General features: G+C 57.6%; 12 protein-coding genes. 6 read left to right on the plus strand and 6 right to left on the minus strand.

From position 1 onward, the window contains the following. The first annotated feature begins 566 nt into the window (after positions 1-566). Entirely contained in the window at positions 567-1,490 is a 924-nt protein-coding gene (locus VQ830_RS26775) for a GGDEF domain-containing protein (protein ID WP_337271208.1), read from the plus strand. Positions 1,491-1,515: 25 nt separating this feature from the next. On the opposite strand, the gene VQ830_RS26780 is transcribed toward VQ830_RS26775, so the two are convergent. After that, positions 1,516-1,890, minus strand: coding sequence for a winged helix-turn-helix transcriptional regulator (locus tag VQ830_RS26780; RefSeq protein ID WP_337271209.1), 375 nt, complete (start codon positions 1,888-1,890; stop codon positions 1,516-1,518). 249 nt (positions 1,891-2,139) lie between these two features. After that, the gene (locus tag VQ830_RS26785) at positions 2,140-2,700 is read right to left on the minus strand and encodes a TetR/AcrR family transcriptional regulator (RefSeq protein WP_337271210.1); all 561 of its coding nucleotides are present in this window, start codon (positions 2,698-2,700) and stop codon (positions 2,140-2,142) included. A gap of 106 nt (positions 2,701-2,806) precedes the next feature. On the opposite strand from VQ830_RS26785, the gene VQ830_RS26790 reads away from it, so the two are divergent. The 5 genes from VQ830_RS26790 to VQ830_RS26810 all read left to right on the plus strand — a co-directional run bounded on the left by VQ830_RS26790 (position 2,807) and on the right by VQ830_RS26810 (position 8,458). Further along, positions 2,807-3,595 carry an SDR family NAD(P)-dependent oxidoreductase gene (locus tag VQ830_RS26790; RefSeq protein WP_337271211.1) on the plus strand — a complete coding sequence of 263 codons (789 nt, stop codon included), beginning with the start codon at positions 2,807-2,809 and terminating at the stop codon, positions 3,593-3,595. Positions 3,596-3,646: 51 nt separating this feature from the next. Further along, positions 3,647-4,729, plus strand: coding sequence for an alkene reductase (locus VQ830_RS26795; protein ID WP_337271212.1), 1,083 nt, complete (start codon positions 3,647-3,649; stop codon positions 4,727-4,729). Between the two features lie 108 nt (positions 4,730-4,837). Continuing rightward, positions 4,838-5,707: an alpha/beta fold hydrolase gene (locus tag VQ830_RS26800; protein ID WP_337271213.1), complete on the plus strand. Its 870-nt coding sequence runs from the start codon at positions 4,838-4,840 to the stop codon at positions 5,705-5,707. Between the two features lie 50 nt (positions 5,708-5,757). After that, positions 5,758-6,759 (plus strand): NADP-dependent oxidoreductase, encoded by a 1,002-nt coding sequence (locus tag VQ830_RS26805; RefSeq protein ID WP_337271214.1) that lies wholly within the window; start codon positions 5,758-5,760, stop codon positions 6,757-6,759. 1,111 nt (positions 6,760-7,870) lie between these two features. Further along, entirely contained in the window at positions 7,871-8,458 is a 588-nt protein-coding gene (locus VQ830_RS26810; RefSeq protein WP_337271215.1) for a hypothetical protein, read from the plus strand. Between the two features lie 83 nt (positions 8,459-8,541). Here the strand turns inward: VQ830_RS26810 and VQ830_RS26815 are convergent, their stop codons facing one another. From VQ830_RS26815 to kaiC, 4 genes are all read right to left on the minus strand, one after another. Next, positions 8,542-9,264 carry a response regulator transcription factor gene (locus VQ830_RS26815; protein ID WP_337271216.1) on the minus strand — a complete coding sequence of 241 codons (723 nt, stop codon included), beginning with the start codon at positions 9,262-9,264 and terminating at the stop codon, positions 8,542-8,544. 63 nt (positions 9,265-9,327) lie between these two features. After that, complete coding sequence (locus VQ830_RS26820) at positions 9,328-11,061, minus strand: ATP-binding protein (RefSeq protein WP_337271217.1); 1,734 nt, start codon at positions 11,059-11,061, stop codon at positions 9,328-9,330. Further along, the gene (locus VQ830_RS26825; RefSeq protein WP_337271218.1) at positions 11,058-11,336 is read right to left on the minus strand and encodes a circadian clock KaiB family protein; all 279 of its coding nucleotides are present in this window, start codon (positions 11,334-11,336) and stop codon (positions 11,058-11,060) included. The genes VQ830_RS26820 and VQ830_RS26825 overlap by 4 nt, the downstream gene beginning before the upstream one ends. After that, complete coding sequence (kaiC, locus tag VQ830_RS26830) at positions 11,336-13,063, minus strand: circadian clock protein KaiC (RefSeq protein WP_337271219.1); 1,728 nt, start codon at positions 13,061-13,063, stop codon at positions 11,336-11,338. Before kaiC ends, VQ830_RS26825 begins: the two co-directional genes overlap by 1 nt. Positions 13,064-13,134: the final 71 nt, after the last annotated feature.

The raw sequence follows: 13,134 nt of genomic DNA on the forward strand, positions 1-13,134 counted from the left end.
GAAGAGTTTTAAGGGGCATGCCTCGACGACTTTGGCTTTGTCAGCATGACCTGACAGAGCCGCTGCAGTCGCTGATCTTCAGACATTACAGCTGTCGACGTTCGGCAAGCTGGGAGATCAGATCAGGCGCGAGGCCGATGGCTAGCGTTCACAATAGTAGGGACACTCTGAACGCCACTAGGGTCGGCAAACCTTGAAGTTCAGGAGCCCGATCGAACTCATCGTCCAGCGGGCGCCACAAACCCGAAAGCTTCGGGGCGGTAAGTAGATGATCGCCGTGTGGGGCAATCAGCGACGCGAAAAGGGCACAGGTTCAAGAGTTTTTTGGTTCCACGATGGATCTCGCAACAGTTCTTCTCCTTCACAAGTCTTCTTATATCGTTGGTTCAATTTGCTTTTTCTACGTGCGATGGCGGTCCAAGGAGCCTGGGCTTGGTCTACTCGCGGTTGGCTACTGCCTACTCGCTTTAGCATCCACACTAGCGGGATTGGGCGAACTCGGCTCAATCGCGTTCATATTAGGGTCTTTAGGAAGCTTCTCATTCGGCGTGACAGGGTATTCCTTAATGGCGGCGGGGCTGCTTCGCCTGAGCTCTCGCCAACCGAAACAAGCCGATTGGCTTCTGATCATGGCGGCCTTGGCAATATCGGCAGTGGTAGGTTGCACGCGTTGGTACGCCGATAATTCGACGCGAGCAGCGATTTTCAACGCGACTGCTGCCGGATTTCTTACCGTCTCAGGTGTGGGTATTGCGAGAGACTTCTTCACTGAGGGTTTGACCGGGAGACTCGGCATTATTGCCTCCATTTCCGCTGCGGCGGCATTTTCGGCGCTTGTAACCGTCGAAATGGTATTCCCGGCATTTAGTCTGATCGAAGCGCGCAGCGCCTTTTTCCTGCTGATTATCTGCCACTTTTCCCTGGCGCTGTTTGTGCTCGTTCTTGTACACGAGCGCGCTGAAGCGCTACTGCTAACGCTAGCCAATACCGATGCTCTGACAGGTATACCCAATCGGCAGCGCTTCCTTTCGCATCTCCCAACTGTGCTCCGAAAAGGCGATACCTACGTCATGATCGACATCGATCACTTCAAGAGTGTCAATGACCGTCATGGCCATGAGACCGGTGACGCCGTGCTGATTGGCGTGGCCCAAACCATTGCGGCTGTCGCCGGAAAAGAGGTTGCACTCGGGCGTCTTGGTGGCGAGGAGTTCGGGCTTTTCCTCGGCGGCCAAACTGAAGCAACAGCATACACCAAAGCCGACGAAATTCGCCGGGCAATCAAGAAACTCGCATTTACAGTGGCGGGCGACACGATCAGCACAAGCGTAAGCGTAGGTGTTGCACTGTGGGACGGTGTTGGGGCCTTGAAGGAGCTTCGAGCCCAGGCCGACCAAGCGCTATACTTGTCAAAGGCCCAAGGTCGGGACCGCGTCGAACTATACGCCTCAGAACAAAAGGAATTGCGCTCGATAGGTGAAAAGACATAGCGACGGAGTTTCCCGCCGCGCAGGTTCAGACGCTCCCGCGTTCCAGATCGAATTTTCTTTTCGCTGACTCAATGTCTGGCGCATGTGCGACGGACCACTGGAAGACAGCCTGAAATGGGGCTTTGAGGGACTCACCAAGCGCGGTCACGCTATATTCCACCGCGACCGGAGAAACAGGTAGAACGCGACGTTCGACGAGACCAAGTCGTTCAAGACGCCTCAGCGTCTGTGTGAGCGCCTTTTGGGTCACTCCGTTCAACTCGCGCTTCAGTCCATTGAAGCGCATTGGACCAGAGCAAAGAGCCGCGATAATCAGAATAGACCATTTGTCGGCGATCTGATCGAGGATCATCCTGCTAAGATGGTCGCTGTATTCGGTTGGGCAGAGTGTGTCGGCCACTTAGTTTCCTTTCTTAAACCTAGTGTGGTTAAAGTGCCTAATTGACACCAGGTATATCCTTTATACCATGAATCTTCCACCAACAGATAGAGAGCCTTGCCTAACAATGTATCGGGATCGTACCGCATACTTCAAGGGCGTCGGATGTCGGAGGCCGTGTCGCGGCCACGGCAGTCGCTGGAGGACTGTTGAACCTAAGCGAGGTGATGGTACTCGAGACCTCAAGAGTGCCCAGCAGTCTGTGGCCTATCATTTTAAGGCGGGTTGCGTTATTCTCTCAATCCATACCCGCGTTTGCTCCAGTACTTCATCAGACAGCGCCTCGTCGTCGACCGCACGAGCAAGGATCACCGCACCGATCATGGCGGCCCATGTTCCAATGGCCGTGCGCCGCCGTTCGGAGGGTTTGACTTGCGGAAGGGCATTTTCCATTCGCACAAGCTGTGCCCTGAGGCCGGCACTCATTGCTGCACGCGCTGCGGGCGTCTGGTGGCGAACGTCCGCAGCAAGGCCAGCCGTTGGACAACCCCTGGCAGGATTGTTTCGATGCAACGGCGAAAGATAGTCTCTGAGATACGCCCGCAGATCGAAGCTGCCTTCCTCATCGCTCGAGAGAGCGTGCGCGATTGTTGCGGCAATCAACTCGTCTTTGGAGCTGAAATGGCTGTAGAAGGCGCCGTGGGTCAGGCCAACAGCCTTCATCACCTCGGACAAGCTGACTGCGTCGAACCCCCTCTCACGGAACAATCCACTCGCGACATTCAAAATGCGGTTCCGATTCTCGATCATCTGTTCTCGACTGACCTTCATCCAGAAATCTCCGTGGGGCTATTGACATAATCATGATGGCCATCATATTTAGGCAAACGTGATGATCATCATGATTATAGGGTTCAATAGGAAAGAGAGCAATACCATGACTGACATTCCTTCCGTCCTGATCACCGGTGCCTCCACGGGCATTGGTGCCACTTACGCCGACCGCTTCGCGCACCGCGGCCACGATCTTGTCCTCGTCGCGCGTAATAGCGATCGCATGGAGGCCCTCGCGACCCGTCTGCGGAGTGAAGCAGGCGTAAAGGTCGACATCATTCAGGCAGATCTGACCAAGCCGGCAGACCTCGCCGCGGTCGAAGCCCGGTTGCGTGACGACAGCAGCATTGGCATCCTCGTCAACAATGCCGGCACCGCGCTCGGAGGCAGCTTCCTCGATCAGTCCACGGAAGATGTCACCCGGCTGGTCGCGCTCAACACCACGGCGCCGCTGCGGCTTGCCAGCGCCGTCGCCCCTCGTCTCGTTAAGGCAGGCAACGGCGCAATCATTAACATTGGTTCCGTCGTCGGCGTTGCGCCGGAATTCGCGATGACCGTCTATGGCGCGACCAAGGCGTTTATTCTGTTCCTGTCGCAGGGGCTGAGCCTCGAACTCGGCCCCAAGGGCGTCTACGTCCAAGCTGTGCTCCCCGCTGCCACGCGTACTGAGATCTGGGAACATGCAGGTGCGGACGTCAACACCATGAACGGTGTTATGGAGGTGGGTGAGTTGGTTGATGCAGCGCTGGTTGGGTTTGACCGCCGCGAGCCGGTTACAGTTCCGCCGCTGCCCGATGCCGCGCAATGGGATGCATTCCAGGCGGCCCGCCAAGCCATGTTGCCGAATGTCGCTCAGACCCATGCGGCCGAGCGCTACCGGACGAAGGGCTGAGTGGCTGTGGTCGGTACAACATTTCCAGTTTCCATAGAAGGCGACTATCCTATGACTGACAAGTCTCTCTTCGAGCCATACCAGCTTGGTGCTCTCACTCTCTCCAATCGCATCGTGATGGCGCCGCTGACGCGGAACCGTGCCGGTGCCGGCCTGGTGCCTGGCGCGCTTGCTGCAGAATATTATAGCCAGCGCGCCAGCGCCGGCCTAATTATCACCGAGGCGACCCAGGTGTCGGAACAGGCGCAGGGCTATCAGGATACCCCCGGCCTCTACACGCCAGAACAGATTGCTGGCTGGCGCGCGGTGACGGACGCCGTTCATGCCAAGGGCGGGCGTATCTTTGTCCAGCTTTGGCATGTCGGCCGCGTCAGCCACGTGGACCTGCTCGGCGGTAAGGCTCCGGTCGCTCCGTCGGCCATCCGTGCGGAAACCAAGACATTCGTCAATAACGGTTTTGCGGATGTGTCGGAACCACGCGCTCTTGAGAGCGATGAGATCCCCGGTATTGTCGAATCCTTCCGACAGGCAGCCGAAAACGCCATCAAGGCGGGCTTCGATGGCGTCGAGGTGCATGGCGCCAACGGTTATCTGATCGACCAGTTTTTGCGCGAGACGGCGAATACCCGAACTGACGGCTATGGCGGGTCGATCGAAAGCCGCGCCCGTCTCTTGCTGGAAGTGACTGCTGCTGTGTCGAGAGAGATCGGTGCTGATCGTACAGGCGTTCGCCTGTCTCCGGTCTCACCTGCGAGCGGCATCGTCCTCTCTGGTAACGAACAGCAGCAGTTCAATTACGTTGCAGAGCAACTCGACAGGCTCGGTATCGCCTATATCCATATCGTCGAAGGCGCGACAGGCGGTCCACGTGAGGCGACGCCATTCGATTACGCCGCCCTCCGCAAGCGCTTCGGCCAAACTTTTATGGTCAACAATGGCCTGGACCTGACGCTCGCCGAGCTCCAGCTCGCCCACGATGAAGCCGACCTCTTCGCATTTGGTCGAATGTTCATCGCCAATCCTGATCTGGTGAAACGGCTGAAAGCCGGCTCAGCGCTGAATGATGTGGATTTCACCACCCTCTATGGCGGCGGAGCCAAGGGCTACACCGACTATCCCACACTGGCTGATTGAACCAGGATGGCGGCGCTCTTTTGGGCTGCCGCCGGCCTACCAAGACTGACATCTTCTCAACCGTCCGCCCCGCCAAAACGCTAACGCAGTATCCCGAGGCTATCCACCATGACCAACGACAACCGCATTCACGACTGGAAAACTGTCCCGACCCAACATGTTCAGGCGTTCGGCACGCGGTTCGCCTATCGCCGGCTCGGTCCTGCCAAGGGGATTCACCCAGAAACTGGCGTTCCCATCGTGTTGCTCAATCACTGGGCGGCGAACCTTGATAATTTCGACCCGCGCTTGGTGGAAGGGCTCTCAGCTGATCGCCCGGTCTACGCGCTCAATTATCGCGGCATCGGAACCTCGGGCGACAAGGCGCCACTGACCATCAAGGACATGGCGCGTGACATGATCGCCGTCATTCGTGCGCTCGGGCTCTCTCAAGTCGATCTGGTTGGCTTTTCACTAGGTGGCTTTGTCAGTCAGCAGATCCTGTTCGACGCGCCGGATCTTGTGCGACGCGCCATTCTTGCCGGAACCGGACCTGCCGGTGGCAAGGGTATTGCAAAAGTCGGCGCCGTATCCTGGCCGCTGATCTTCAAGGGGCTTGCCACTTTCCGCGATCCAAAGATCTTTCTGTTTTTCACATCGAGCGCCAATGGCCGACGCGCCGCCAACGCCTTCGTAGCGCGCCTGAACGAGCGGAAGAACAACCGTGACAAAACCGTTGGCTTTGGCCCGATGCTGCGGCAGTTGAAGGCTATAAAGGCTTGGGGCCTCCAGCCCCCACAATCGCTTGAGACAATCCGGCAACCCGTCCTGGTCGTCAATGGTGACCACGACATCATGGTGCCGAGCGAGAATTCAGCCGACATGGCAAAACGCTTTCCGCATGCCAAGCTCGTGCTCTATCCAGATGCCGGCCACGGCGGCATTTTCCAGTATCATGATACGTTCCTGAAGGAAGCAAAAGCTTTCCTGGCGGCCTGATCGGCTCGTCCACCCGGACCACAACAACACTCTCTTCAAGGCAGAAAACGATGAAAGCTCTTACCTTCAAACGCTACGGTAAATCCACGCGGCCTGAATACACAGATGTGCCGCGTCCCGCGATCGCCCCGGACGAAATCCTCGTGCAAGTGCATGCCGTCGGGCTGAACCCGATCGACAACATGATCCCCAAAGGCACGTTCAAGCCCGTGCTCAAGTTCGATCTACCAGCCACGATGGGCAGCGATGTCGCAGGCGTCGTGACGCAGATAGGAGCGCGCGTAACGCGGTTCAAAGTCGGCGACGCGGTCTTTGCCAGCGTCTTTGATCTTGGTCGCGGCACTCTGGCTGAGTTCGTTGCAGTTCCGGAGCGCTTCGCTGCACCGAAGCCGAGCAACCTTGATTTTGTCGAAGCGGCGTCGATCCCGATGGTTGGCCTCACGTCCTGGCAAGCGTTCAAGGAACGAGCCGGACTGAAAGCCGGGCAGAAGGTTTTCATCCCCGCCGGATCGGGCGGCATCGGCACCTTCGCCATTCAGCTCGCAAAATACCTTGGTGCCAAGGTCGGCACGACGACCAGCACGGGCAATATCGACCTTGTGAAAAGTCTCGGCGCAGACGAAGTGGTCGATTACAAGAAGCAGGAATTCGAAACCGTCCTTCGCGGATACGACATGGTTCTCGGGACCATCCGTGGCGACGGTATCGAGAAGTCGCTGCAGATCCTGAAACCCAACAGCATCATTGTTTCGCTGATTGGCCCCCTTGATGCCGCCTTCGCCCGCGCGCGTAACCTCAATGCCGTGTTACGGTTTGTCTTCAGCCTCATGAGCCGGAAGATCCTGCGGCTCGCGAAGAAGCGTAATGTCCGCTATTCCTTCCTATTCGTTAGACCGGACGGCGATCAACTCGCGCAAATCGGTGGCATCATCGAAGCCGCTCACATCCGTCCTGTTATCGACAAGGTTTTTCCTTTCGATCAGTCAAGAGAAGCGCTTGCCTATCTGGAAGCCGGGCGCGCCAAGGGCAAGGTTGTCGTTCGACTGGTGTGAAATCGAATTCTGTCGCTGCGGTCATGATTGGAGGTGCGTGCACCAGCAGGTGCTTTACGACAATGAGGCGTGTTGATTGGTTGTGTCTCCTCGACCGGATCATAAGACCCGGTTACAGATGCTGCGTTCAGTAAAACAAGTGTGGGACATGAAGACGAGAGAGCGGTGACGGCAGCGGCGACCTCGAGTGCGATAGGGCAGAAGCGCGGCCAGGATCTGGGACTTACAATGCAAACCACTCGGCAAAACGCAGCGCTGGCTGCCGCCGTGGCTGTTGGGATGTCGCGCGCCCAGTTCGTCGGCTCATACTTACCCAGCAAGTTTCGAGGAGTTTTGTCAATGCCTTGTTGTCTTTGTAGCGAACACAGCAGATCAGCATGAAACTGCATAAAACTAAACGCAGTGCTGCAACGGTAGGGACTACAGTCTTTGATCAAAGACTGAAAAGCTTATGCCACACGCTGTCACTGTGACAAAGATACTGGTCTTTTTGCCGGAATCCGCTAGCCTTCCGATCGTCGCGAGGCTGGAGGACCGGGGGTTTGTGTGTGTCGCAATACCCAACGTATCAGAGGCTTTCGACGCACTCCGCTTCTAAGAATTTGCTTTCGCCATTACAACCAGGCCTAACATCAATCTACTGCGCAATATCCGCGCCCTTCCGGTTATCAATCTGGAAGTCTATTTTCATGCCTGCGTCCCCGGCAATAGAACCTCCGCAGACCGGAAGCGGTTCGACGGCAAGGCCTTTATCGAACGTATTGAATGTCTCGCTCAACATAGGCCAGCCGCGAAACTTCACATCGGCACTGGATGCGCGACATCTCTACAGCTAAGACGCGCTTGACCATGCTTGCTGTGCGGTCACGTTCAGTCAAATGCCGACACGAGGCCGACCCGAAAAGCGGCCACATCTAGTGGCTTTCTATCAAAGACGGCCTGGAGAACTCTCGGCGTTGAAGATCCGCGTTGCCAGCGGCGCTTCTGGTGCCTTTTTTATAAAGCACGCTCCTGCGGACCATGCCCGTCGTTTACCGTTTTTTACTTTTATCAAAGGGTGGATTAAGGTCTCGCCTGCATGTTCAATCCAAGTTGGAAAAGGAGCATGACAATGACTGGCCAAGCTTTCGCGACGCAGGCAACTTTTCGTCCCGTTTCTCATTTTGGGTCAAGCGTACCTCGCTGGGGCCACTGCCGGATGGACCGGGATTCGATCTCTGCCCTGCAACGGATCGATATTTTCAATGCAGTATGGAGCGGTGCCCTGTTAACCACTCTTCTGCCTGGGGAGACCGGTCGTACGGGGCAGTCTTCCGTCCATATCGTCAATGGCCTCAAAGATCCGATGTTTGGAACCATAGAATCAGTGGAGCTTCTGTCTGCGATGAATATCGAGCAGGCGAGGACTCTGTTTCTCTGCAATCTGTCGCTCGTTCAAGAGAAGCTGCGGGATCTTAAAGTCCAGGATCAGCCTGCGCGATTCGGCATTGCGGTTGATGCCGAAGCTCTGGCAATGCTAGGTGGCGAGCTGCGCATTATCGCGCAGCATACGCCACACCTTTTCGCGAGGCTTCAGGTAACCGCATTGATGAATGAAAATGCGACTCTCTCGTCGGTTCAACACGACCAGTTGACGGCACTGGAGGCCCTCGGGCTCACCATTGACATGCGTCGTGTGCTAAGCGACAGGCCCGCGTGATGACATATACAGCGTTCCACACCACACACCAGCCGCAAAGATAGAAAGTCTCTCACCGAATGCAATGATGTAATTCGCGCGCTTCAGCCTGTTACAACCTGATGTCGACCTTGCGACACTTCCAATCGGTAGCCGACTCCGCGTGCCGTTTGAAGATGGAGCGCACTGTCGGCATCCAAGGAGGAAAGTTTTTTTCGGATACGCCCAACATAGACATCGAGCGTTTTATCCGTCGGATTATAGACACGGAAAAAGGCGTGTTTGTAGATAGCTGACTTGCTGCAGGTTTTGCCGGCATTCGCCTGGAGGTAGCCGAGGATGCGCGCCTCAGCGTCGGTGAGTGCCTCGGTCACAGATCCCACGCTGAGGTGCCGGATCTGAAGATCACATTCGACGCGATTTACAAAAAAGGTTGAAGCGGGGCTGTACGGCTGCGCCGCCCTGCGAACCGTGACGAGCCGCGCCACCCGCGCCTGAAGTTCGCGAACGGAGAAGGGCTTCATCAGGTAATCGTCCGCACCGACATCAAAGATACCGGCACGCGTATCGGGCGTGCCGGTTCCCGAGATCATCACGATCGGCACGTTTGAATGCGCTCGGATCGTGCGCAGGATTCCAAGACCGTCGCCATCGGGGAGATGGATGTCGAGCACCACGGCATCGAACAACATCAACTCCGGTCCTGTGATCAGCCTGAGGGATTGCGCGTAGGTCGAGACGACGTACAAAGTGTCGCCGGCGACCGGCCACGTGCTTTTGATTGTTCTCGCAATGAGGGCGTCATCCTCGATGATCAGAATATCCATATTAGGTCGTGCTGCTTTCTCTCTGGGACGCCGTTGTTTTGCCGTCAGTCGTGCTATGAATGCTTACCCAACCGCCGGTGCTTGCCGGAGCAAGGCGTCGAGTTTTTCTCCCAGTGCGGAGCGCTTGTAAGGCTTGGCGATAAGGTTGCCGGCGAGACGCACCCGCAAGGCATCGTCAAGGGCATCGGCATAGCCCGATGTCAGCAGGAATTTGAGATGTGGATAGAGGCGCCCGGCCTCGCGTGCCAGCTCAAGCCCGCCGACGCCGCCCGGCATGACGATGTCGGTGAAGACAAGGTCAAACGCTGCATCCTGCGCCAGATAGGCCAGCGCTTCCGCGCCGCTCGAAACGGTCTCGACCCGATAGCCGAAGCCGACAAGTTGCTGACAAACCGAGCGGGCCACCAGCGGATCGTCCTCCGCGAGCAGGATTCGTTCGCCTTTGACCCCTTGATTTGGGAGCGAGCTGGGAGCGACCTTAGTTGCGGCTTCTGGGACGCGTGGAAGCCACAGGTGAACGTCGGTACCTTCGCCCACGGTTGAGTCGATGGAGATCGCACCGTTCGACTGCTTGATGAAGCCGTAGACGACGCTGAGACCGAGGCCCGTGCCCTTACCCATCGGCTTCGTTGTGAAGAAGGGCTCGCAGGATCGCATCAGCGTTGCGGCATCCATGCCGCTACCCGTGTCAGAAACCGTCAACACGACATAGTCCCCGGAAGCCAGGTCGGCGGCAGGCGGTTTGTCTTCCGGAAGGATATCGCGACTTGCCAGATTGATTGTGATAGTGCCGCCCTGCAACATGGCGTCTCGCGCATTGATGCAGAGGTTGATGACCGCGTTCTCGAGCTGGGACCGATCGGCGTGGACATGACAGGGACCATCGAAAGCGGAAACTGTGATCGAAATATGTTCGCCGATCGTCCGTTGAAGGAGCTGGACGACGCCTGCGAGCAATGCTGACAGGTCGATCGTTTCCGGTGCGAGAGCTTGACGGCGGGCAAAGGCCAGCAGGCGATTGGTCAGCGCCGCCCCTTTTTCTGAGGCAAGGACGATCAGTTCGGCCCAGTCACGCCGCTGCTCGTCTTCGGCGAGACTGTCGAGAAGCGCCTCGCTGTTCCCCATGATAACCATTAGGAGATTGTTGAAGTCATGGGCAACGCCGCCCGTCAGTTGACCGAGCGCGTCAAGGCGCTGCATCTGCCGAACCTTTTCCTCGTTTGCCTTCTGCCCGGTGATGTCGATGTGCATGACGACGGCCCCCCGCTCGGCATCATCGGCCAGCGACGCCACGACAAGGCGGAACCATGGCTTCGACGGAAGAAGATGCAGGCAAAATTCCACGTCGAATAGCCCCCGCTTGCGGCTGAGTACGGCGGCAATACCAACGCGAACACCCGCTGCGTCTACATTACGGAAGGCTTCCGGAATGCTCCAGAAATCGGCGTAGACGCTGCCGACCGCCAGTCCCGGCATGGCTGAGAGCCTTTCGGCAAAGCTTAGCCACACGGCGTTGCCCGAGCGGATCTCTCCCGTTGCGTTCAAAAGGGCGACATGTGCGGGCAGCGCGTCGAGAATGGCGCTGCGCTCGGCGGCGAAGGCCTGGTATGCGATCGCCTGATCGCGGAAATGGGTCTGGGTGTTCGGCAGGAGCAGCAGGTTTCCCGACGCGGGCATGACGGCATCAACCAGACCGTCCGTCAGGGTTATGATGCGCTGCTGCGTCTCCTGCAACAGTTCGATCAGACGCGTGAGTTCGTCCGTTCCGCTTTCGACAAGCACCTCGCGCGGACTCACGTTGCTTCGCCTTCAACGAAGTCCAGCAATATGGATGTTTCGCTAAGATCGCCGACGATTCGCCGGATCGTGCCGGAATTGTTGACGACGAGTGTCGGCGTCAGGAGCACCTTGTCCGTGAGGGCGCGGAGCGGATCCCCGAAAAGGTCTATAACCTCGATCTGGTGGCGACCGCCAAGATGCGCCGCACAGAACGCACGCAGATTGGCTGCCGCCCTCTGTGAATGCGGTGCGGTGCCTGCCACATAAAGACGAAAATGCACAGGGTTGGACATCAAGGCTCGCCTTTCGATACGGTGTCGATGACGTCTCCCCGGCGTAATTGGCGCAACGCGACCAGACTGTCGATTGCAGCCGCGCTGCTTTCGGTGATACCTGCGTTCAACCGGTCGACATCTTCGCGCTTCTCGGCAAGCTCTTGCTGCAAAGCGTCGATGCGGCCTTGAAGGGCAGTCGCTTCTGCCGAGAGTTCCATCCGGCGGCGCCTCAACTGCGCCTCGCGCTCCACTTTCTCCTGTTGGGCTGCACGCTCCTTCTCCCAGCGCATGGTGCCCATGAGAACTTCGCCACCCGCGGTGAAGACGTCGGCCAGTGTGATGCCTGCCGGACTGAGGATGAGCTCGCGGACCTGATTCGAATGGTTGCTTCCGCGCGATTTGATGATCGACAACGCGCGATTGCGTTCTCCGGCATGAACGAGATAGTTGAGATGGATCCACGTATCAGCCAGCGTCGAAATCTGGACGGCGGTGGTTTCGGCAAGCGGATTGTCCCCTTCCAGAAGGCTTGTGCAAAGCAGCGTGATCTCCTGCGTCTTCGACCAGTCGATCAACCGCTCGACGACGTTTCTTGCAGTGCCGAGATTGCCGGATTTCGACAAGGCCGAAATAGGGTCGATGACGAGGCAACGTGCGCCATGCGATTGAACAATATCGCGAATCCGCATCAGGTGGATCTCGGCGCTCGCGGTCGTCGACCGTATGGTCTTGAAGAGCAGCGTACCAGAATCGACGTGGGTCTCAAGATCGACGCCCACTACGGAGAGATTGCGAAGAATTTCCTCTTCCGGAGAATCCAGTGTGACGAACAGGGTTTTGTCGCCGCGCTCACACGAGGCGACCGCGAAGGCGCCAGCGAGCGTGGTCTTCGCCGTTCCGGGTGAGCCGGTCAACAGGATGCCCGCACCCCGATAGTAGCCGCCATCGAGCATAGTATCGAGCCGCTTGACGCCGCTCGAAAGACGCTCGGCCGACGCCTTACGCTTCAAAGCGTCGGCGTGCCCGCCATAGGCAACCTCGATGCCTCTCGGCCCGATACCGAATGGCGCTGCATTCTCCTCGAAGGGCGAGCCTCTGAACTTGCCCACGCGGATATTTCTCTGGGATGTTCCTTCTACCATGTCGTGGCGCAGGAAAATCGAGCAATCGACCATGAACTGCAGAAACTCCAGTGCCTCCGACGTTCCGCTGTTGATAAGCGGACTTGCCTTTGCCGTGATAACAGCCGTCAGTCCACGATCGTTGAGCCACTGGTGCAGCCTATAGGTCTCATTGCGGGCGGTTTGGCGATGTTCGAAAAGGTCGAGAACCATGTCGATCGCATCGAAAACGACGCGCTTGGCACCCATCTCCTTAACCTTGACATCGAGAGCCGCGAGCATGCCGCCAAGGTCGAAAGGGCCAGACTGAACCAGATCATAGCTTGGCTGGGCATCAATGAAAAAGAGGTTATCGCGTTGAAGGCCCTCAAGGTCCCAGCCGAATGTGCCAGCATTCAGAGCGATCCGCTGCGAACTCTCTTCGAACGCGACAAAGATTCCGGGCTCGCCCAAAAATTTTGCGCCGTTAACCAGCATCTGCAAAGCGAGAACCGTCTTTCCACAGCCAGGCCCGCCCTCGATCAGCGTCGTCCGCCCTTTGGGCAGGCCGCCTTGCATCACGTCATCAAGGCCTATGATGCCGGTTGCCGCCTTGCCGGAAGCGCCGTTGAAGTGGTTCATCATGTCGTTCTCGTTTCTGGTCGATCGCCGGCAAGGTGAAAACCACCGGAACGATGAGAAAGATACGGCCAAGC

This window comes from Oryzifoliimicrobium ureilyticum (genome assembly GCF_037199735.1).
GTDB lineage: Bacteria > Pseudomonadota > Alphaproteobacteria > Rhizobiales > Rhizobiaceae > Rhizobium > Rhizobium ureilyticus.